Origin of the sequence: Pseudomonas sp. LTGT-11-2Z (genome assembly GCF_003691445.1) — a bacterium.
Classification (GTDB): domain Bacteria; phylum Pseudomonadota; class Gammaproteobacteria; order Pseudomonadales; family Pseudomonadaceae; genus Aquipseudomonas; species Aquipseudomonas monteilii.
On record NZ_CP033104.1, the window covers coordinates 3,221,557 to 3,241,948 of the forward strand.

Genomic DNA, 20,392 nt, shown 5'->3' on the forward strand with positions numbered 1-20,392 from the left:
CCTACCTTGTCGCCTGGCTGGCGTACCGGGTCTTGAACAACAATGACCAGGTTGTCTGGCAATGACGCCAGCAGGCCTGTATCGCGCCCCAGCCGCGTCGTTTCAACAGCGCCTTGAGTGCCAGCACCAGGTCACCCAAGGTGACCAGCAGCATGTGCAGGGCCAGCCCCGCCACCCCGTGGTGCTTGCGGAAGTACAGCAACTCGCTTTCGATCTGGTACGCCGAGATCTGCCGGCTTGCAGCCTCCAGCTCGGCCACCGATTTGGAGCTTTCACCCCCGATGTGCACCACGGTTGTATGCGGATAGAACACCACTTTCCAGCCCGCCTCCTTCACCCGCTTGCAGTGGTCCACCTCTTCGTAATAAAGGAAGTAGCGAGGGTCGAACAGGCCTACCTTGTCCAGCACTTCGCGGCGTACCAGGTAGAAGCAGCCGGGCAACCAGTCACACTCGCGAATCGATGCGTGGTCCCAGTTCATTTCGTCGACCATTTTCAGCCCGGGGAAAAACCGCCCCAACCCGGTGCGCCCGACAAAAACGTTGAGCGGTGTGGGGAAGTAGCGGCAACTGGGCTGCAGGTCACCGTCTCGGCCCTCTAGGCGCACCCCCAGCACGCCGCACTCCGGGTGGGCCTCCATGTAGTCGAGGGTTTTCTGCAAGGAGTCGGCGGCGACAAAGGCATCGGTATTGAGTAGCAAGGCGTACTTGCCCTTCAGGTGTGCCAGCAGCTGGTTGTTGGCCCGGCCGAAGCCCACATTCTGTTTGTTGCTCAACAGCAGTGCTTCGGGACACACCTGGGCCATGCGCTGCACCGAGTCATCGCGTGATGCATTGTCCACCACCAGGTAGCTGGCCAGCCGTTCGCCGTCGGCGCGGCGCAGGGCGTCGAACATCGGCTGTAGCAGCCCGGCGGTATTGAAGTTGACCACCATGACATCCACAGGTTTGCTAGCCATTTTTGCTGTCCCCGAAGAAATACTGACGCCTTTGCGCCATCAACAGCGGCTCCACTTCCGGGTCGTAGGCGCCATTGCGCTGCTTGACCAGGTCGATCCACGGGTACGCTTCGCAACGCGCCTCGACCCGTTTGATCAGCTGTTCGGTGGTACAGATGAATTCAGCCGGGTTGCCACCGTAGACAGTGCCAGGCGGTACATCCTTGGTCACTACCGCGCCGGCAGCCACGATCGACTCTGGCCCGATGGTCACGCGGGGCATGATGATCGCACCGTGGCCGATGAAGCAGTTGTCCTTGATATCGATGAACCCGACTGAATCCAGGTGCTTGCCGAAGCGATGCTCGATCAGCAATACCACCCCGTCATGACCGATCAGCGTGCAGTCGGAAAGGCCCACACTGTTGCCAATGCGCACCAGCGACGGGTCGAGGAACTTGCAGCCTGTATTGACAAAGAAGTTGGTGCCGACCGAGTGAAAGTTGCCCCAACGGGTGAGGTAGGCGCCCCATTCAAGCCCTGAAGGCCTGCAGAACCGCCTGTAGAACGTGCCGCCCCGCCCGGTTGCATGGGCATAATGCGCCACTGCCTTGCGTATCCATCCCTTCATACTGCCTGGCCTCGCAATCAAATCCGTCTGGAATGTTCCTGAGGCGTTCCGGTCTCGTTCTTCTGGTTGCTGACCGCAGCGCACTCAACCCATGTACAACAAGCGTCACGCCACGGCGCCCCTGGCCGCCGTCATCTTGGCATTGAGGTGGTCGGCCAGCCGCACGGCAAACTGCAGCAGCGGCATGGTCGGGTTGGAGGCGCCGCCCTTGGCGAAAATACTGCTGCCGGCGATGTACAGGTTTTCGGTACCAAACACCTTGCAGTTGGTATCGACCACGCCGTACTGCGGCGAGGCGGCCATGCGCGTGGTGCCCATGTGATGGGCATGCGGGGCCATTTTCAGCGGGATCGACGTGTCGTAGACAAAGTCGTTGAGCTTGACGAAGCCCAGGTCCATGTCGGCGAACTGCTTGGCCAGCTCGCTGCCAATGCACTTGATGGTGTGCCGGTCATCGGCAGTCAGTGCCCAGTTGACATTGACCTTGGCAACGCCCAGTGCGTCCTTCTCGTCCAGCAGCGAAATACGGCTGTGCAGGTTGGGGAATTGCTCGATCATCGTACTGATCACGCCATCACCGGGGCAGCTGAACTTGGCAACGAACGCTACCTTGCTGGCGAAGCCCCAGTCACAGGCCAGGTTTTCGAGAAAATGTTTGACCTCGGCGGTACGACCATAAGTTTGCACATCGGCCAGCAAGGCGGCCGTGACGTTGCCTTTGCCGGCCTTGTACTCATCGACGAAGGCATCGGTGGTGTAGTACTGGCGTGGCTCCGGGTTCTGCCCGGACTTGAGGATGAAGGTCCCCAAGTCGATATTCAGGTGCTCCATGAAGCACCCGCCAACCAGCCCGTCCTTGTTCACCACGCCCGCGCCCACCAAGGTCTCACTGTTGAGCAACTGTCGGGCATTCTCGATGGCACCGGTGGCCAGAATGAAGTTGCTTGCCACCAGGCGCTGCCGATTGCGTTCGTAGTCGGACAGGATCACGGCGGCCAGGTGCCCGGACGCCTTGTCGAACTCCAGGTCCACGCAGTTGCAATTGATGAACACGTCCAGGCCTTTGGTCTGTTCGAGGGCCGTGGCGTATTTCTGCGCAAAGCGCGTGGGTGTGCTTAGCAGGAAACGATCGGGTTCGAAATCGCCGCCGTTGAGGCCGGTATTCATCGCACGAAAATCCGACCCGGCCGGCAGGTCTACGATCTCCATGGCTGCAGGCAGGTAACCCTCGATCTCCGAATAGGCGATGGGCCAGCCAGGCAGGTCGCCTGGCGGGGAGATAGAAAAGTCGGAGGGCGTGAAGGGGCGACAACGGCCGGCCCAATGGTTGGAAGTGCCGCCCAGGTAACGCAGGCGGGTTTCCTCGGCGTACAGTTCAAGGCCCGTGGACGCGCAGGCATACAAGCCTTGCGAGTGCGGCGCATACTCACGCCCGCCGCCCTCGGCGAGCAACACGCTCCAGCCCGCAGCGGCCAAGCGCAGGCCTAGGGTAATACCTGCCGGGCCGGCGCCAATGATGCAAAAATCGTAATGATCGCGCAGCGCCTTCTGCTGCTGATAGTTCTTGATCATGCTGGCTCGTTCCGGAAGTAACGGGACGGCAATACCCAGCCGTTGATCACCACGAACCCCGGCTTTTCGACAGGTTTGCCAGCAACGGGTGCAAAAGCGCCGAATACGGCGCCACCGACGCCCAGCAAGACACAACTCTGGAGAAAGCCCCTACGCCCCAGCTGCGCACTACAAAAAGTAAGCTTCCCCATGATCCCGTGACCTGTACCCGTTGAATTTACACCCAGCACGCTGCATCACAGCCAGTTGAAAAAGGCCGTCAACAGCGCCCCGCACAGCGCCCCGACCAGTAGCATCGGTAGCACCACCAGCTCACGTTTAAGGCTGAAAATACCTAGCTTGCAGTTCACGTACACAACCAGCACCAGCGTGGGCACGGTATGCAGGGCAACACCCCAGATGGCCCATTCCACACCGCCAATCGCCAACAGCAGCGGTAGCAGCCCCCACAGCGAGACCAGGCGGATGATGTTGTCCATGGCCTGATATTTGGTCAGGCCCAAGGCGATCCACACCTGATGAGCCAAGGTATAGCGCAATACGATGAACGACAGCGAAAGAATCGCCAGCATCGAGCCTGCCTCACTGTATCGCTCGTCGTACATCCAGCCGATCAGCAGAGGGCTGGCGGTCAGGAAGCCACCGCAGATAAACAGCACCAGCAGGTCGACCAGCAGGCGGAAGCGGTGATACAGCGCTTTCAGCCGCGCCTTGTCGTCGGCGCGGGCCGCTTCGCTGAAAGCAGGAAGCGCCACGGCGCCGACAATCTTCATCAGTGCGGTCTGCACCGCGCCCAGGATCAGCACGGCAATCGAATACACCCCCAGCTGCGCCGCCGACATGCTGGCACCGAACAGGATGCGGTCGCCGTACATGGCCAGTACGCCCACCATCGACGACAGCAGGATCCAGCGGCCAAACACGATCAGTTCGGTAAGCGCCGTACGGTCCCAGCGCAGGTGGTTGCGCGGCCCCTCCAACGCCGTGTGGCCCAGCACAGTCCAGGCCACGGCAGACACCAGGCCGGCAATGACCAAGGCCCAGATGGAATGGGTCAGCAAGCCCAGCACCAGCATCACCACCAAGCCGGCCGCTTGTGACGCCAGGTCCACCAGTACCACACGCTTCTGTTGGAAAGTGCGTACCGCCACGTCTATCTTGGTGGACTGGAACCCCCAGATGACCGCCGACAGCCCGGTAACCGCCAGCACCATCGGCAATATGGGCGCGGCATAGGTGGAGTCTGCCGGCCACAGTTCTTCGAACTGCGCCACCCAGGCACACAAAGCCAGCAACAGGGTCAGGCCGAACAGCACGAAGCCGCGGATGATCTGCACGGTCCAAGCGGTATTGAGAAAGTCCGGGTCGTCACCCCGTTGGCTCTGGATGATGTTCTGGCGCAGGCCGACATCGGACAGCAGGTGCAGCAGTACCGAAACGGTGGTGGCAATGACCATCACCCCGAACATTTCCGGCAGCAGCAAGCGGGCCATGATCAGGTTGCCGCCAAGGCGCATGACCTGTGACGCCACCTGCGACACCAGGTTCCAGGACCCGGCCCTCATGGCCCGCTGGCGCAGGCTTGCGGTGGCTGACACATCAATCGACGGCATGACTTCAATCTCTGACTGATTGGCTAAAAGTCACTATAGTTTCAATTAGCCACGATGCTAGCCGTTGCCCACCGAGGGAAAGGTGTACATAGCCGATGCCTGAACATTTTCGTGCGTTGATCGTCATCCTGTTTTTGGCGAGCGTGGTCTTCCTGCTTGCGCGGCGCCCTGCCACCGACCTGATTCCGCTCGCTGACTTCAAGCGCCGGCGCAACTTGTGGTTCCTGCTGACTGTGCTGGCTTTCGTCTCGCACAGCTTCTGGCTGTATCTGGGTGCGGGCGCGGTCATCCTGCTGATTGCGGGGCGCCGAGAACACAACCCCATGGCACTGTTCTACATGCTGCTGTTCCTCATCCCGCCTGCGTCGGTGCAGGTGCCCGGATTTGGTGTGGTCAACTACCTGGTCGACCTGAACCATATCCGCCTGCTTACCCTGTGTGTGCTGCTGCCCGCCGCGCTGCAGCTAAGCCGCCAGGCAGGCACCCTGCGCTTTGGCCGCACCTGGGCCGACAAGCTGCTGGCGGCCGGCCTGGTGCTGATGAGCGTGCTGTACTTGCGCGAAACCACCCTCACCGACACCCTGCGCCAGGCGCTGTACTTGTATGTCGACGTCTTCCTGCCGTATTACGTGGCCAGCCGCGGCCTGCGCCAGATAAGCGACTTCAAGGACGCCATGCTGGCCTTCGTGCTCACCGCCTTCGTCATGGCACTGATCGCCGTGGCCGAGTATGTACGCCACTGGCTGCTGTACAGCGCCCTGGTCGATGCCATGGGCGTGCCTTGGAGCATGTCGGGTTACCTCAGCCGCGGCGGCGCGCTGCGGGCTAGCGTCACCACCGGCCAGGCAATTGCCCTGGGCTATGTGATGAGTGTAGCCATCGGCCTGTTCCTGTTCGTCCAGGGCTATGTGCAACGCCCGCTGCACAAAGCCATGGGCGCCCTACTACTGGCCGCCGGGCTGTTCGCACCGTTGTCACGCGGCCCGTGGATCGGCGTCGTGGTCATCGTGGTGGTGTTCATTGCCCTGGGCAAAGGTGCCGTCAAGCGCCTGGCGCTGCTGGGCGCAGCCGGCATGCTGGCCCTGCCCTTGCTCACCATCGTGCCCGGCGGTGAAAAAGTACTGGACCTGCTGCCCTTCATTGGCAACCTGGAAAAAGAGAACATCACCTACCGCGAGCGCCTGATGGACAACGCCTGGATCGTCATCCAGCGCAACCCGCTGTTCGGCTCGTTCGACTTCCGCAACACCCCGGAAATGCAGTCGATGATCCAGGGCGAAGGCATCATCGACATCGTCAACACCTACATCAACCTGGCACTGCGGGTCGGGCTGGTGGGGCTCGGTCTGTTCGTGGCGTTCTTTGCCGTGGTGCTGCGCGGGATCCGCCGGTCCATGCTCAGTTTCGCTGACAAGGATGATGAACGACGACAGCTCGGCCGGGTGTTGCTGGCGACACTGATCGGCATTCTGGTGATCATCTTCACCGTCAGCAGCATCACCTTCATCCCGGTGGTGTACTGGTCCATCGCCGGGCTGGGTGTGGCCTACATCCAAATGGTTCGCCGGCTGCACGACAGCCAGGCCATGGAACTGGCCGAACCCGGCCTACAACCCAGGTAATGTTCATGAACGTGCTATCCCTGCGTCCTTTCGTACGCCTGTCGGCCATTGCCGGCCTGGCCTTGCTGCCATTGGCCGGCTGGGGCTCCGGCTGGCAGGTCAGTGTCGATGAACAGAGTGGGCTGCCCACCGTGACACACGGCGGTGGCCCGGTGATGAAGGCCAAGTTCGACTTCTGGGCCGCCAACTGGAGCTGGACCGGCTTCTATACCGACTTCAAGGTCAATGGCCCCTATCAGTACACGCTGCGGGGCAAGAACAAAGAGCTGGACTTCGACCTGGCGGCTGATATCCGCAAAGCGCAAGCACAAACCCTGAGCTGGGCCTTCGACCTGGACGCCCATAGCCGCCAGACCGGGGTGATGGGTGGCGGCATGGTGTTCCAGTTCGACCCGGCGCAAATCGCCGGCGATATGGGTGCGCCACAACTGCTGGCCGACAATCGCGGCTGGTCCTGGGGCAAGGCTGACCAAGGCCGGCGCATCGAAATGCGCTTCGACCCGCCACTGGCCAAGGTGTATTTCGAGCGTGGCAACCCGTCCGAATTGCGTGCGTTCCTGTACAAAGACCCGATCAACGCCGGCAAGCAACAACTCAAGGCTGTACTCAACGTGACCGGCGACATCGAGCTGGGGCCCACGCCCACTGAGCGCTTCGGCCTGGCCGACCCTGCCGGTTGGCCGGATGACCAGCTGGACTGGCGCACTTCACCGGTGGACCTGTCGTTCCTCAACGCGGCGCAAAAGCCCGCCGGCAAACGTGGGTTCGTCAAGGCGGTCGGTGAACAGCTGATGTTCGAGGACAACACCCCCGTGCGTTTCTGGGGCACCAACCTGTCTGCCTATTCGCTGTTCAAAAGCCCCGACGACGAAATTCGCCAACAGGCCAAGCGCCTGTCCGCACTGGGGTTCAACCTGGTGCGCCTGCACCACCACGACTCGCCCTGGGTCAGCCCGAACGTGTTCGGCGACGGTACCCTGGTGCGCGACACCCAGCAGCTCAGTGCCGAGTCACTGCGCAAGCTCGACCTGTGGATCAAGGCGCTCAAGGACGAAGGCATCTACATCTGGCTGGACATGCACGTACAGCGCGCACTTACCGCCAACGACAACATTGACGATTTCGATGAGCTGCCCAAGAAAGATGACCGCGTCGACCTGAAGGGCTATGCCTATGTGAACAACAGTATTCAGGCGGCGATGAAGCGCTTTGCCGAGCAGTACCTGACCCATGTGAACGAGTACACGGGCCTTGCCTACAAGGACGACCCGGCCATCGCCGCCGTGCTGATCACCAACGAGAACGACCTTACCCAGCATTACGGCAACGCCCTGATGCCGAACAAGGATGTACCGCGCCACAGCGAGCGCTACATGGCAGCGGCCAAAGCCTTCGCCAGGCAGTACAACCTGCCCGTCGACCAAACCTGGCGCGCGTGGGAGCACGGCCCGTCGAAGCTGCTCCTCAACGACCTGGAACAGCGCTTCAACGCCGACATGATCGCTCACCTGCGCAGCGTGGGGGTAAAGGTGCCAATAGCCACCACCAGCACCTGGGGCGGCAATGGTCTGAGCGCATTGCCGGCCCTGACCGCAGGCGATGTCGTCGATGCCCACAGTTACGGCGCCATCGGCCAACTGGAGAAAAACCCGTTGACCAGCGACGGCATGATCGACTGGATCGCCGCCGCCCAGGTCGTGGGCAAACCACTGACCGTCACCGAATGGAACGCCGAGCCTTTCCCATTGCCCGACCGCCACTCGCTGCCGCTGTACGTGGCCGGCACTGCCAGCCACCAGGGCTGGGACGCGCTCATGCAATATGCCTACAGCCAACAGGCCTTCAACCCTGGCTGGCGCACGGCGGACAACTGGCACGCCTACAACGACCCCGCGATGATCGCCACGCTGCCCGCTGCTGCCCTGCTCTATCGACGTGCCGATGTGAAGCCTGCAACCACCCATTACGTTTTCGCACCGACGCCCGCCACCCTTTACAACCAAGAGATCACCCCACGAAATTCGCCTTTGTTGCGCACAGCCATGGAGAAGGGCCAACTGCAAATTGCCCTGCCGCAAACACCGGAGTTGCCGTGGTTGAAACCGGCCGCCATTCCCGCAGGTGCGCAAGTGCTGCAAGACCCAGGGCAATCGCTGCTGGCCACCGATGCTACCGAATCGGTGACCGACACCGGCGAGCTCAAGCGCAACTGGCAACAAGGCATCTACACCATCGATACACCGCTGAGCCAGGCCGCCACCGGCTGGCTGGGAGGGCGTTCGATCAGCCTGGGGGCCATTCAGGTGCAAACGAAAACGCCTTACGCCAGCGTCGCGGTACAGAGCCTGGACGGCAAACCGCTGGGCCAGTCACGGGAGCTGTTGCTGTCACTGGGTACCCGCGCCATGCCCAAGGCCGATGACAAAACGCCATTCAATGTCGAACCCTTCGAGGGCAGCCTGACCATCGAGGCACCTGCCGGGCTGAAGCTGTTCGCACACGATGCGCAGCTCCAACTCAAGCCCCTGCCGGCAACGTACAAGGACGGGCATTACGTGATTACGTTCGACGGCAACTACATGTCCAACTGGCTGTTCTTGAAATAGGGCATCTGGCCATCTACGCTCAAGTCACCTGTAGCTGGCCAATTCACCTGAACTTTTCAGGGACGGTTCACCGCGTTTGTAAAACAGCAGGTCACAGGAGGTGCGGATGAAGTTCCTGGTTGTCGGTGGCGCCGGCTACATCGGCTCGCATATGGTCAAGCACTTGATCGCTGCTGGCCACGAGGTGGTGGTGGCTGACCTGGTTGCACCTGCACCTGGCGTCCAATGGGCCAAGCTGGATATCGCCGACGAGGCCGCACTGGATGTGTTGTTTGGCGTGTGCCGCTTTGATGCCGTCTTTCACTTTGCCTCGTTCATTCAGGTAGGCGAGTCGGTCAGCGCGCCTGGCAAGTACTACCAGAATAATGTCGCGGCCACCCTTAGCCTGCTGCAGGCCATGGTGAATGCCGGCATCAAGCATCTGGTGTTTTCTTCCAGCGCGGCCGTTTACGGTAATCCGCTCTATATTCCAATCGATGAAGGGCATGCCAAAGGACCAATCAACCCATATGGGCTGAGCAAGTGGATGGTCGAGCAGATTCTCGAGGACTTCGACCGGGCCTATGGCTTGAAATCGGTTTGCCTGCGCTATTTCAATGCAGCAGGCGCTGACCCGGAAGGCCAGCTGGGAGAGCGCCACGAGCCCGAAACCCACCTGATCCCGCTGATCCTGCAGGCTGCCTCGGGCCGACGTGAGGCGGTGACGGTGTTTGGCCGGGATTACGACACGCCGGATGGCACCTGTATACGCGACTACATCCATGTGGCCGACCTGGCGGCGGCGCACGCGCTGGCGGTGGATTATCTATTGAAGGGTGGCGAGCGTACGGCGTTCAACCTCGGCAATGGCCATGGTTTTTCAGTGCAGGAAGTGATCGATACTGCCCGTGCGGTGACTGGGCGTGAAATCCACGTAATCGATGCACCGCGTCGCGCCGGCGACCCGCCCCGGCTGGTGGCCGATGCTGGCAAGGCGGTGAAAATATTGGGCTGGCGGCCGGAGTTTGTATCGCTGGAGCAGATTGTGCGGCATGCGTGGCAGTGGGAGTTGCAGTATCCCTGGACTACGCGGCAAGGCTGACATCTTCGGGGGCTGCGTAGCAGCCCCAATGGTTGCATTTGAAGCCTCAATAATAGGTCCGCGGTTGCTCGTCGGCCTTGTTCAGCACGGTCCCGATCAGGTTCACCTGCCCCAGGTGATGCAGGCAATCCTCGATTTCCTTCTTGTTGTTCATCCCGTTGGCCACCACCAGCAATACACAGTCGAACTTAGGTATCACGGTGATCGCATCATCAGAGCTAAGTAACGGTGGCAAATCGAAAATACAGATGCGCGACTCGTAGCGGTTGCGCAAATCGCTGATCAGGTTGTTCACCTTGGGCGACGACAGCATCTCGGTCGACAACGGCACAGGTACCCGCGTAGGCAGCACTACAAAGCGCGGCAGGGTCGGGTTGACCAGGCATTCCTGCAGTTCGGCCTTGTCCGTCAAAAACTCGTTCAGCGCCTGTTCCATGGGCAGGCCCAGGCTGCTGCCGACCTTGGGCCGGCGCAAGTCGAAGTCCACCAGCAGCGCCGTCTTGGTGGTGTGGTGGGCGATGCTCATGGCCAGGTTGATCGCCAGCACCGTCTTGCCCGCCTCAGGTGTGGGTGAGGTGATGGCCAGGGTACGCCAGCCGTTTTCGTCCATAAGCCTGAGTACCTGCGTGCGCAGCAGGTCGATCGGCCCGTTCATGCTGGAGTTCTTGTTGTAGGCCACGATGCGGTGACGTTCAAGGTGCTCCGCGCGAAGCGGCACTACCTTGGTGTTCACGTAGTCGAACTGGCCAGGCACTTCCGCCAGTGCCGTCCCCGGGGCAGGTGACAAGGCCTGGGGAGTTCCCGGTGTCACCGGGTGAACGTTATTGCCAATAGCCGGCTTGATCCTGTCCATCACTGCTTTCCCTATGCAAACCGAGACATGACTTTGAACAACAGCACATCCAGTGGCATGTAGAACACGTGCACCAGCACTACCATGATAGCCGCCAGTACCAGCGCCGCCAGGATCAACCCGTTCCGCCAGCGTTTACGCCTGGCCACATCCGCTTTGGTATCGATGTACGGCACCGCCACCAACACGCGTTTGCCCAGCAGGTTTTCCAGGGCACCGACGCCGCGCACACGCTGGTTGAGCATTTCCAGCAGCATCACCAGTGCACCACCGCCTGCCGGCGCCAGCACCAGCCCCAGAGCCGCGATTTTCTTGCGGTTGGGCTTGATCGGCTTCTCTGGCATCAACGGTGGCTCCAGCAACACGAAGCGCTCGGCCTTGTTTTCCTGTTCCAGGCTTTCGGTAATCTTCGCGCCCATTTCCTTGGCGCGGATTTCTTCGTACTTCTTGCGCGCGTTGTCGTGGTCGCGCATCAAGGTCACCAGGCCACGTTCGACCTGCGGTGCTTCGAGGATCTCGGCCTCGTAGCCTTCCATCTTTTTGGTCAGTTCGCGCTTCTGCTCGGCCAGCGAACTGATACGTTCCTGGGCTGCACTCATCTTGGCGCGCACGCGGGCAACATCGAGGCCCACCGTGGAAGCCGCTGCCGTGCGACCGCCCGTGGCTTCGAGCGCCTGAATCTTGCGTTTGATCGCCACCACATCCGGGTGAGCGTCTTTGTAGCGAGTCAGCAAGCGGGCGTATTCAGCCTTCAGGCTCGGTAGATCCTCGGGCTGGTCGGCGCTCGCTGATTTGCTGCCTTCGATTGCCTTTGTGGCCAGGCCAGCATTGGCGGCGGACAATTCCAGCTCAAGGTAGCGCAGCTCTTCCTGGGCAGCCTTGTAGTCACGGTCGACTTCACGGAATTCCAGCTCCGAGCGCGACAGCATGTTCATGCGCAGGGTCTGGTGCTCGGGCAAAGCGTTGGCATGGGCTTGCTTGAAGTCGGCCAGCTGGTTTTCCAGGCTGGCCAGCTCGGCGCCCAGCTTGTTGGCCTCCTGGGTGAGAAATTCGGTGGTTTCGTTGGCCCGTTCGGTGCGCTGCTTGAGGTTCTCGTTGAGGAACAGCGTCACCAGTTCGTCAGCCACTTCCTTGGCCACTTGCGCCTGCTTGTGCTCGAAGGACACATTGAACGCCACGGTGGCTTCACCCCGCCCGCGCACGAAGGTGGTGAGGGTTTCGACCACGATGGCATTGCGCATCTGGTCGATCTTGTCGCTTTCGCTGAGGCGCTTGTCGGCGAACAGGTCGTACTTGCCGATGATGCGCAGCAGGTTCCCACGGGTCATCACCCGCTGGCGGATCACCTCGATGCGCTCATCGGCAAAGCTGGTGTTGTTGGTAGACACCAGCTCGGGCGAAATCTGCTGCGACTCCACCAGGATAGTGCCAGTCGACTGGTAGATCGGCGGCACCATCAACGCGACGGCCACGGTCGCGGCAAGAATGACTGCGGCACTCACCCCTAACACCAGGGCCCTGTCCTTGATAATGGCGATGTAATCCCTGAGGGAGAGTTCGTAGTCAGACTTCATGGGGCCACCTGCCTGAAGTTCAGATGTCGGGGTACCTGTACGTCAACGTCAAACCAACGATTGTCGCGGTTGCATCCGCTACATGGTCCTGCTGCCGTTCCTTGTACATCAGCGACAGGCGCAGGTCCCAGTACGGCGAAAACTGGCGGCTGGCCCATACGCTGTAAGTCTGTAACGTGTTGGGGCTCTGCCCCTTGCTGTCTTGCCAGGCCGCGTCCGCGCCTACCCGGTTCAGCTCGCTGACCGCGTAACTCCACACACCGCGTACCTGGTCCAGCTCGGCGAAGCCACCTTCGGCGCTGGCCACCGTGCTGCGTTCGGCAGTAAAACTGGCATCTGCGCGCACACCGGTGTACAGCAGCGATACGCCGCCCTCCCCGCGCCGGCCGCCTTCATCACCGGATACTTCGTTGACGCCTACGTGAGCGTCGGCGCTCAGGCGATCCGAAAGCTGGTACTTGATCCCCACCGCCGGGGTGTAGCTGTTGGAGGCTGTCGCGGTAAGGTCTTGCTCGGGCTCATACCGCCGCGCGCCGAAACGGGTGTACAGGTCGGCCCGCTCGCTCCAGGCGTAGGTCCAGGTAAAGACGTTCGCCAATTCGTCGTACCCCGTCAGCGTACTGATGTCATAACGGGCGCGGCTGTATGTGGTCTCGTTACTCAGGGTGCTGCGTTCGGTAACCGCCTGGCTCCAGTTGCCGGTCAGCGTATACAGCTTTTGCGTACCGTCGGTGGTGATCACGCCAGTGTCCAGCACGGTTCCCGACAGGGTCGAGCTTTCGTTATAGCGTGCCACCAGGCCAAAACGACCACGCTCGGTCGTGCGCTGCCAGCCCAGGCTCAGGTCAGGGTCTTCCCGGTCATCGACTATGTCCGTGTCGGATGAGCGCAACACATGCATACCCAACCCCAACCTCAGTTCGTCACGGTCGAAGGTACCGATCAGGGTGTAGTCCGGCGCAATGATCGTGCGCGTTATGCCCTTTTCCCCCGACGTCAGCAACAAAGGGTTGCTGTCGTATTCGACGGATGTCGGTACCACCACCGTGGACTGCCAATTTGCCGCCAGGACCGCGTCCGTGAACGGCAACACCAGAATTGCCGTTGCAATGCGTGTTGTTTTAAGAAGAGGCATTAAATGTTCTTATTAAAGGCAAGATCAAGGAACGACCAGCGTGTCGCCAGCCTGAAGTTGGATGTTGGTGGACATGTCCCGCCCAGACACCAGGTCCTTATATCGCACGGGCAGGATCTTTTGGGAAGCGCCAGTGCCACGGACCACCTTGATTTCGCTTTCGTCCGCAAACTTGTCCAGGCCGCCCGACATGCTCAGGGCCTGAAGCACCGCCGTAGGGCCTGCCATTTGTACCGGGCCCGGCTTGATCACTTTGCCTTGGACATAGACCAGGTTGCCGGCGATGCTCTTGACGACAACGCTGACGTTCGGGTCGGGGAGGAACTTTTCGAGTTTGGCAGCGACTTGCTTTTCAACCGCCGTGACATCCAGCCCGGCAACATCGATGCGCCCGGCCAGGGGGAAGGTAATACTGCCATCGGGAAGTACGGTGGCTTCTTGACGCAGGCTGTCTTCCTGCCACACCGAAACCATGACGACATCGCCGGGGCTGAGCAGGTAAGTCGCACTGCTCTGGTCGGCGTTGCCCACGCCAGACCATACCGTCAGCATGCAGAATGCGGCAATCAACGAACGCTTCATGAGGGTCCCTCCGGCCAAATGGCCCGACAAAGAGCACTGAATGAGAACAGCACACCAACTCTCGCTCCGCTTCGCGACCGACATCCGCCGCGATGGCCCCTACCTTCCTGGAGGCCTTTACCTTGACGCTGTATACGAGGGCTGCAACATGCTGCAACCGTGGGCCTCATGGGCTAATGGGAATATAGCAACGGTTGGGGAATTCACAAGCCAGGCCCAAGGCTTGGGGCAACGCGTTGTACTTTATAAACGTGCCGAGCAGGTTCAGATCTTTCTTCTGTTAGCCACCAGCACAAAACCCACAACAGCAAAAGCCAACAACCAGCCTGCGGTTGAAACAGGAATGATACTGTTTTGATTTACATACGAATCTGCTGCGCGAGCGGCACCACTCAGCAACACCAGCAAAAACATCGATTTGATAATCAGAGTCGTGCGCATACGCCCCTCCAAAAAACAGGAAAATCAATTAGTTATTGGCGTGGTGTGGCGGGAGTTGTTTCGCTGTTGAATTGAGCTTATGGGCACAATGACACTGCGTCAATGATCCGACACCATAATAAAATTCAATGGGCGATGGGCGGTATCGTCAAAATACCGACATGCAGAATGTGCAACCGTACGCTGTCGGAATGGACGCTGTGCATCACGGTCGAGAAGGCATGGGGCCGTGCCGCACGCCCCTGGCTTTTCATTCGTCCGCGTGGTGAACCACGACCAACAGCTGCGCCGGCTGCGCACCCACCGAGCGCAGCCGGTGGGGTGTCTGGGCGTTGAAATGCAGGGCATCGCCCTGTTCCAGCAGCACCCGCTCGTTCATGAAATCCACCTCGACCTGGCCAGCATGCACGAACAGGAACTCCTCGCCCTGGTGCTCCTTGAACGTGGGGTCAGTGAATTCGGAAGGCGGCTGGATCAGGAACGGCAACAGGCTGCGCTGCCCCACTTGGCTGGTGAGGGCCGCATACCCCGGCCCTTGCCCATCGCCGACCAACGCCTGGCGTTCGCCATGGCGCACCAGGCTGTAGCGGCTCGCCCCTGTCTGTTCTTCGGCGAACAGCTCTTCAACATTGACGTTCAGCGCCCGCGCCAGCTTCAGCGCGGCTGCGATCGAAGGTGTGTTGAGGCCACGCTCGACCTTGGACAGGTAGCTCTTGGTCATGCCGGTCTTTTCGGCCAGCACTTCCAGAGTCATCCCCAGTTTCTTACGCAGCAGTTTCAATCGGATAGACATGTGACGCGGGTTTCCCAGGCTGAGGCAGCCATGATACGCGTCTGAAAGCTGACGCCAAGCCTGAGAGCCCCGTTAGCTACGGCATTACCGGCGGCACATACTGCAGCGTCGTACCTAGTGCCCACAGCAACACCAGCACCAACGGCACATGCACCAGCAACTGGACGAAGGAAAAACCGATCAGGTCGCGCGCCTTGAGCCCTAGCACGCCCAGCAGCGGCAGCATGTAGAACGGGTTGATCAGGTTCGGCAGGGCTTCGGCAGCATTGTAGATCTGTACCGCCCAGCCCAGATGGTACTGCAGGTCGTTGGCCACCAGCATCACGTAAGGCGCTTCGATGATCCACTTGCCACCGCCCGAAGGGATGAAGAAGCCCAGCACCGCCGAATACACGCCCATCAGCACGGCATAGGTGTCATGGGTGGCGATCTGGGTGAAGAACAGCGAGATGTGATGCGCAAGGGTCTGCTCATCCACACCTTTGACCTGGGTAAGGATGGCAGCAATCGAGCCATACAGCGGGAACTGGATCAACACTCCGGTGGTAGTCGGCACCGCTCTCGCTACGGCGTCAAGAAAGCTGCGTGGGCGCCAGTGCAACAAGGCACCCAGCATGATGAACAACAGGTTGTAGGTGTTCAGCCCGGAAATCGCCGTGATCGCAGGTTTAGTGGCGAACTCCTGGTACAGCCAGCCAGCAGCCAGGGCCACCAGCAGCAGAATCAGGATCGGGCTGTGCTCCAGCCACTCACCCGGGCGGGTACGTTGCGGTGCCGGTGGCGCGGTGAAACTGGGGTCGACACCGCAGTCTTCGGCGCTGCGTGCACTGTTTGGCCCAGGGGCCGTGGCGTAGGCAATCACCAGCGACACCACCACCAGCGCCGCCAGCATTACGCCGGATTGCCAGAGGAAAATGGTTTCGGTGAACGGGATGACCCCGGTAATCGACAGGATCGAAGGGGGCAGGCTGGCCGGGTTGGCTTGCAGTTGAGCCGCCGATGACGACAGGCCCAGTGCCCATACCGCGCCCAGGCCCAGGTAGGCAGCAGCACCTGCGGCACGGTAGTCCATTTTCAGCTCGGTGCGCCGTGCCAGGGCGCGTACCAGGAGCCCACCGAATACCAGCGACAGGCCCCAGTTGAGCAAAGAGGCCAACATCGAGATCAGCGCCACCCAGCACACTGCCGAGCGACCATTGCCAGGGATGCGCGCCAGGCGGTCGATCAGCCGTGCAGCAGGCGGCGAGCTGGCCACCACATAACCGCCGATAACCACGAAGGCCATCTGCATGGTGAACGGAATCAGGCTCCAGAAGCCATCGCCAAAGGCTTTGGCGGTGTCGGTCGGCTTGGCCCCCATGGCCAGCGCGCCGATGCACACCAGCAGCACCGCCAGCGCGGCGAACACCCAGGAATCGGGGAACCAGCGTTCCGCCCAGTTGGAACAACGCAAGGCAAAGCGGGCGGAGCGGCTGTCTTGGATTTCAGCGGCCACAGTTGAATTCCTTTTATTGGTTTTATCGGATAAATCAGCAAAAACACAAAACCCCCGCAGGAGCAGCCTTGTGTCGCCAAAGGGCTGCAAAGCGGCCCCTGATCTCAGCGTCGAGGCCGAAATCGCGGGGCTGCTTTGCAGCCCTTTGGCGACACAAGGCCGCTCCTACAGGGGGCGGTGTATAGCGAGTGATTAGAAGGTCATTTCCTTCACATCATCCGGCACGATCAGCTTGCCGGCGGTTTTCTCGATGATTTCCTCAACGCTTACCCCTGGTGCGGTCTCGCGCAGGATGAAGGCGCCGTCTTCGATTTCCAGGTAGGCCAGGTCGGTCAGCACCTTGCGGATGCAGCCAGCACCGGTGAGTGGCAGGCTGCACTGCGGCAGCAGCTTGGACTCGCCGTCCTTGGAGGCGTGGGTCATGGTGACGATGATGTTATCGGCGCCAGCCACCAGGTCCATGGCACCGCCCATGCCCTTGACCAGTTTGCCCGGGATCATCCACGAGGCGATGTTGCCCTGCACGTCCACCTCGAAGGCGCCCAGTACGGTCAGGTCGACGTGGCCACCTCGTATCATGGCGAACGACTGCGCCGAATCGAAGATCGAGGCACCGCGGCGGGCGGTGACGGTTTGCTTGCCGGCGTTGATCATGTCGGCATCAATCGTACTTTCGGTCGGGAATTCGCCCATGCCGAGCAGGCCGTTTTCCGACTGCAGCATCACATCCATGTCGGCGGGTACGTAGTTGGCTACCAGGGTCGGAATGCCGATACCCAGGTTCACGTAGTAGCCGTCCTTCAGTTCACGGGCGACGCGTTGCGCCATCTGTTCGCGGGTCAGTGCCATGGTCAGGATCTCTTTGTTGTTCTGGTGGATGGCGCTCAGGCCTTGACAGTGCGCTTTTCGATACGCTTTTCGAAGGTGCCGACGATAACGCGGTCCACATAGATGCCCGGGGTGTGGATTTCGCTGGGCAACAGCACGCCTGGCTCGACGATTTCTTCCACTTCGACCACAGTGATCTTGCCGGCGGTGGCTGCCAGCGGGTTGAAGTTTTGCGCAGTGTTGCGGTACACCACGTTGCCGTAGTGGTCAGCCTTCCAGCCCTTGACGATGGCGAAGTCGCCTGTGATGGACTCTTCAAGGATGTACTTGCGGCCCTTGAACTCGCGCACCTCCTTGCCGTCGGCAACCGGGGTGCCGTACCCGGTGGCGGTGTAGAACGCCGGAATACCGGCACCTCCTGCGCGCATTTTCTCGGCGAGGGTGCCCTGCGGAGTCAGCTCCACCTCCAGCTCGCCGCTGAGCAGCTGGCGTTCGAACTCGGCGTTTTCGCCCACGTAGGAAGCGACCATCTTGCGGATCTGCCGGTCTTCCAGCAGTACGCCCAGGCCAAAGCCGTCGACGCCGCAGTTGTTGGAAACCACGGTCAGGCCCTTGACGCCGCGCCGCTTGATTTCGCCAATGAGGTTTTCCGGGATGCCGCACAGGCCGAAACCACCGGCCAGTACCGTCATGTTGTCGGTCAGGCCTTCAAGGGCCTGTTCATAGGTTGCAACGCGCTTGTCCAGTCCGGCCATGCTGATCCGCCTTTTGTAGTTGTTGAACCGACGAAGCTGTCGGTGAGCGTGTGCAGACATCTTCACCGTAAGCGACTGATTTGTTAATTTTGTTTTCGTCATCGATTGATAACTTTTACAAAACAAAAAAGGCCCGTCATGAACGTCAAGCAACTGCGTGCTTTTGTCGCCGTGGCCAAGTATCAGAGCTTTGCCCAGGCCGGAGAGCACTTGCATGTGTCACAGCCCGCTCTCAGCCTGACCATCAAGGCGCTGGAAGAAAACCTCGGCGGTGCCCTGCTCAGCCGCACCACGCGCAGCGTCAGCCTGACCGCCGAAGGCGAAGTGCTGCTGCCACTGGCACGGCGGCTTCTGGCCGATTGGGACGACACCGAGGAGATGCTGCGCCAGCGCTTCACCTTGCAACTCGGCCGCGTGGCGGTGGCAGCCATGCCGGCCTTCGCCGGCAACCTGCTGCCCCACTCGCTCAAGGTGTTTCGCCAACGCTACCCCAAGGTCAACGTCACCGTGCATGACGTGATCAATGAACAGGTGCAGGAACTGGTGCGCCATCGCCGCGTCGAACTGGGCATCGGCTTCGAGCCGGACAACATCGACGGGCTGGACTTCCACCCGTTATACATGGACCGTTTCGTCGCGGTGGTGCCTGCCGACTCGCCCCTGGCACTGCTGCCCGAGGTGAGCTGGGCACAGCTGATGGCCGAAGACTTCGTCGCCCTGCAACGTCCTTCGGCAGTGCGCCTGCTGATGGAGCAGAATGTGGCCCCCCAGCACGGCAAACTGGCCGTGGCCTTCGAAAGCCACCAGTTGGCGACCATCGGCCGCATGGTCGCCAGCGGCCTGGGGGTCAGTGCCGTACCGGCGCTGTGCATCAACCAGATGCAGGAGCTGGGCGCCCGTTGCGTGACCTTGGTTGAGCCCACGGTCGAGCGGCGCATCGGCGTGATTGCCCTTAGCGAACACAAGCTTTCCACCGCAGCGCAGGCGCTGCTTGAGGTTCTGCATTCCAATACCCGAATCCCGGAGGTGAAATGCGTTACGTGAAACTGGCAGGTTCGAGCGTTCCGGCCATTGGCCAAGGCACCTGGTATATGGGGGAAGACCCTGGCCGCAAAGCTGCAGAAGTGGCGGCCTTGCAACAGGGCATCGAGCTGGGCCTGACCCTGCTCGACACGGCAGAGATGTATGCCGAAGGCGGTGCAGAAACAGTGGTTGGCCAGGCCATTGCGGGGCGCCGCGACCAGGTGTTTCTGGTCAGCAAGGTGTACCCGCACAATGCCAGCTCACGCGGCATGGCAGCTGCCTGCGAGCGCAGCCTCACGCGTTTGGGGACCGACTGCATTGACCTGTACCTGCTGCACTGGCGTGGCCAGCACCCGCTGGAAGAAACGGTCGATGCATTCGAGCGCTTGCGCGAGCAAGGCAAGATCAAGCGCTGGGGCGTGTCCAATTTCGACGTAGACGACCTGCGCGAACTGCACAGCCCTGACTGTACCACCAACCAGGTGCTGTACAACCCGGCTCAGCGTGGCATCGAGTTCGACCTGCTGCCGTGGTGCGAAAAACGTGCGCTGCCGATCATGGCCTACTGCCCGCTGGCTCAGGCCGGGCGCTTGTTGCAGCACCCCGTGCTGGCAGAAATCGCCGAGCGCCATGGTGCTACACCGGCCCAGGTCAGCCTGGCCTGGGTGACCCGCAACGACGGGGTGATCGCCATCCCCAAAGCCGTGACACCTGAGCATGTGCGGCTGAATGCTGCTGCGGGTTTATTGACCTTGAACAGTGAAGACCTGCGAGCGATAGACCGGGCGTTCCCGGCACCGACGCGCAAGCAGCGGTTGGCGATGGTATAAGCACCCAGTCTTGAGCATCTT

At 60.9% G+C, this 20,392-nt stretch carries 18 protein-coding genes; 5 read left to right on the forward strand and 13 right to left on the reverse strand.

Features of this window, described 5'->3' with window-relative positions; genetic code table 11:
* Position 1 precedes the first annotated feature (1 nt).
* The 4 genes from D8767_RS15025 to D8767_RS15045 all read right to left on the reverse strand — a co-directional run bounded on the left by D8767_RS15025 (position 2) and on the right by D8767_RS15045 (position 4,753).
* Positions 2 to 958 (reverse strand): glycosyltransferase family 2 protein, encoded by a 957-nt coding sequence (locus D8767_RS15025; protein WP_016715288.1) that lies wholly within the window; start codon positions 956 to 958, stop codon positions 2 to 4.
* Positions 951 to 1,568, reverse strand: a complete 618-nt coding sequence (locus D8767_RS15030; protein ID WP_016715289.1) for an acyltransferase — start codon at positions 1,566 to 1,568, stop codon at positions 951 to 953. Before D8767_RS15030 ends, D8767_RS15025 begins: the two co-directional genes overlap by 8 nt.
* Before the next feature lie 105 nt (positions 1,569 to 1,673).
* Positions 1,674 to 3,140 carry an FAD-dependent oxidoreductase gene (locus D8767_RS15035; RefSeq protein ID WP_016715290.1) on the reverse strand — a complete coding sequence of 489 codons (1,467 nt, stop codon included), beginning with the start codon at positions 3,138 to 3,140 and terminating at the stop codon, positions 1,674 to 1,676.
* A 236-nt stretch (positions 3,141 to 3,376) separates the two neighbouring features.
* Positions 3,377 to 4,753: an oligosaccharide flippase family protein gene (locus D8767_RS15045; RefSeq protein ID WP_016715292.1), complete on the reverse strand. Its 1,377-nt coding sequence runs from the start codon at positions 4,751 to 4,753 to the stop codon at positions 3,377 to 3,379.
* Between the two features lie 95 nt (positions 4,754 to 4,848).
* Here D8767_RS15045 and D8767_RS15050 point away from each other — a divergent pair, with 95 nt between their 5' ends.
* From D8767_RS15050 to galE, 3 genes are all read left to right on the forward strand, one after another.
* Positions 4,849 to 6,375, forward strand: coding sequence for an O-antigen ligase (locus tag D8767_RS15050; protein ID WP_016715293.1), 1,527 nt, complete (start codon positions 4,849 to 4,851; stop codon positions 6,373 to 6,375).
* Positions 6,376 to 6,380: 5 nt separating this feature from the next.
* Entirely contained in the window at positions 6,381 to 8,981 is a 2,601-nt protein-coding gene (locus tag D8767_RS15055) for a cellulase family glycosylhydrolase (protein WP_029380343.1), read from the forward strand.
* A 106-nt stretch (positions 8,982 to 9,087) separates the two neighbouring features.
* Positions 9,088 to 10,062, forward strand: coding sequence for a UDP-glucose 4-epimerase GalE (galE, locus tag D8767_RS15060; protein WP_016715295.1), 975 nt, complete (start codon positions 9,088 to 9,090; stop codon positions 10,060 to 10,062).
* A 46-nt stretch (positions 10,063 to 10,108) separates the two neighbouring features.
* Here the strand turns inward: galE and D8767_RS15065 are convergent, their stop codons facing one another.
* The 9 genes from D8767_RS15065 to D8767_RS15100 form a co-directional block, all read right to left on the reverse strand.
* On the reverse strand, positions 10,109 to 10,915 hold the full coding sequence (locus D8767_RS15065) for a CpsD/CapB family tyrosine-protein kinase (protein WP_016715296.1): 807 nt from the start codon (positions 10,913 to 10,915) through the stop codon (positions 10,109 to 10,111).
* Between the two features lie 11 nt (positions 10,916 to 10,926).
* The gene (locus D8767_RS15070; RefSeq protein ID WP_016715297.1) at positions 10,927 to 12,489 is read right to left on the reverse strand and encodes a Wzz/FepE/Etk N-terminal domain-containing protein; all 1,563 of its coding nucleotides are present in this window, start codon (positions 12,487 to 12,489) and stop codon (positions 10,927 to 10,929) included.
* A 19-nt stretch (positions 12,490 to 12,508) separates the two neighbouring features.
* The gene (locus tag D8767_RS15075; protein ID WP_016715298.1) at positions 12,509 to 13,624 is read right to left on the reverse strand and encodes a hypothetical protein; all 1,116 of its coding nucleotides are present in this window, start codon (positions 13,622 to 13,624) and stop codon (positions 12,509 to 12,511) included.
* Between the two features lie 24 nt (positions 13,625 to 13,648).
* On the reverse strand, positions 13,649 to 14,206 hold the full coding sequence (locus D8767_RS15080) for a polysaccharide biosynthesis/export family protein (protein ID WP_016715299.1): 558 nt from the start codon (positions 14,204 to 14,206) through the stop codon (positions 13,649 to 13,651).
* A 264-nt stretch (positions 14,207 to 14,470) separates the two neighbouring features.
* Complete coding sequence (gene eppA / locus D8767_RS28760) at positions 14,471 to 14,647, reverse strand: EPS-associated small membrane protein EppA (protein WP_016487266.1); 177 nt, start codon at positions 14,645 to 14,647, stop codon at positions 14,471 to 14,473.
* A gap of 250 nt (positions 14,648 to 14,897) precedes the next feature.
* On the reverse strand, positions 14,898 to 15,440 hold the full coding sequence (locus D8767_RS15085; protein ID WP_016715301.1) for a helix-turn-helix domain-containing protein: 543 nt from the start codon (positions 15,438 to 15,440) through the stop codon (positions 14,898 to 14,900).
* 76 nt (positions 15,441 to 15,516) lie between these two features.
* On the reverse strand, positions 15,517 to 16,935 hold the full coding sequence (locus D8767_RS15090; RefSeq protein WP_016715302.1) for a short-chain fatty acid transporter: 1,419 nt from the start codon (positions 16,933 to 16,935) through the stop codon (positions 15,517 to 15,519).
* Between the two features lie 192 nt (positions 16,936 to 17,127).
* Positions 17,128 to 17,784: a CoA transferase subunit B gene (locus D8767_RS15095; protein ID WP_012272371.1), complete on the reverse strand. Its 657-nt coding sequence runs from the start codon at positions 17,782 to 17,784 to the stop codon at positions 17,128 to 17,130.
* 35 nt (positions 17,785 to 17,819) lie between these two features.
* Positions 17,820 to 18,518, reverse strand: a complete 699-nt coding sequence (locus D8767_RS15100) for a CoA transferase subunit A (RefSeq protein ID WP_016715303.1) — start codon at positions 18,516 to 18,518, stop codon at positions 17,820 to 17,822.
* Positions 18,519 to 18,656: 138 nt separating this feature from the next.
* Between D8767_RS15100 and D8767_RS15105 the strand changes: the two genes are divergently transcribed.
* Positions 18,657 to 19,562 carry a LysR family transcriptional regulator gene (locus D8767_RS15105; RefSeq protein WP_016715304.1) on the forward strand — a complete coding sequence of 302 codons (906 nt, stop codon included), beginning with the start codon at positions 18,657 to 18,659 and terminating at the stop codon, positions 19,560 to 19,562.
* The gene (locus tag D8767_RS15110; protein ID WP_016715305.1) at positions 19,550 to 20,371 is read left to right on the forward strand and encodes an aldo/keto reductase; all 822 of its coding nucleotides are present in this window, start codon (positions 19,550 to 19,552) and stop codon (positions 20,369 to 20,371) included. The genes D8767_RS15105 and D8767_RS15110 overlap by 13 nt, the downstream gene beginning before the upstream one ends.
* Positions 20,372 to 20,392 lie beyond the last annotated feature (21 nt).

Bases quoted from the DNA above. Each gene is read 5' to 3' on its own strand.
- D8767_RS15025 (WP_016715288.1), bottom strand. From the start codon at position 958: ATGGCTAGCAAACCTGTGGATGTCATGGTGGTCAACTTCAATACCGCC.
- D8767_RS15030 (WP_016715289.1), bottom strand. From the start codon at position 1,568: ATGAAGGGATGGATACGCAAGGCAGTGGCGCATTATGCCCATGCAACC.
- D8767_RS15035 (WP_016715290.1), bottom strand. From the start codon at position 3,140: ATGATCAAGAACTATCAGCAGCAGAAGGCGCTGCGCGATCATTACGAT.
- D8767_RS15045 (WP_016715292.1), bottom strand. From the start codon at position 4,753: ATGCCGTCGATTGATGTGTCAGCCACCGCAAGCCTGCGCCAGCGGGCC.
- D8767_RS15050 (WP_016715293.1), top strand. From the start codon at position 4,849: ATGCCTGAACATTTTCGTGCGTTGATCGTCATCCTGTTTTTGGCGAGC.
- D8767_RS15055 (WP_029380343.1), top strand. From the start codon at position 6,381: ATGAACGTGCTATCCCTGCGTCCTTTCGTACGCCTGTCGGCCATTGCC.
- galE (WP_016715295.1), top strand. From the start codon at position 9,088: ATGAAGTTCCTGGTTGTCGGTGGCGCCGGCTACATCGGCTCGCATATG.
- D8767_RS15065 (WP_016715296.1), bottom strand. From the start codon at position 10,915: ATGGACAGGATCAAGCCGGCTATTGGCAATAACGTTCACCCGGTGACA.
- D8767_RS15070 (WP_016715297.1), bottom strand. From the start codon at position 12,489: ATGAAGTCTGACTACGAACTCTCCCTCAGGGATTACATCGCCATTATC.
- D8767_RS15075 (WP_016715298.1), bottom strand. From the start codon at position 13,624: ATGCCTCTTCTTAAAACAACACGCATTGCAACGGCAATTCTGGTGTTG.
- D8767_RS15080 (WP_016715299.1), bottom strand. From the start codon at position 14,206: ATGAAGCGTTCGTTGATTGCCGCATTCTGCATGCTGACGGTATGGTCT.
- eppA (WP_016487266.1), bottom strand. From the start codon at position 14,647: ATGCGCACGACTCTGATTATCAAATCGATGTTTTTGCTGGTGTTGCTG.
- D8767_RS15085 (WP_016715301.1), bottom strand. From the start codon at position 15,440: ATGTCTATCCGATTGAAACTGCTGCGTAAGAAACTGGGGATGACTCTG.
- D8767_RS15095 (WP_012272371.1), bottom strand. From the start codon at position 17,784: ATGGCACTGACCCGCGAACAGATGGCGCAACGCGTCGCCCGTGAACTG.
- D8767_RS15100 (WP_016715303.1), bottom strand. From the start codon at position 18,518: ATGGCCGGACTGGACAAGCGCGTTGCAACCTATGAACAGGCCCTTGAA.
- D8767_RS15105 (WP_016715304.1), top strand. From the start codon at position 18,657: ATGAACGTCAAGCAACTGCGTGCTTTTGTCGCCGTGGCCAAGTATCAG.
- D8767_RS15110 (WP_016715305.1), top strand. From the start codon at position 19,550: ATGCGTTACGTGAAACTGGCAGGTTCGAGCGTTCCGGCCATTGGCCAA.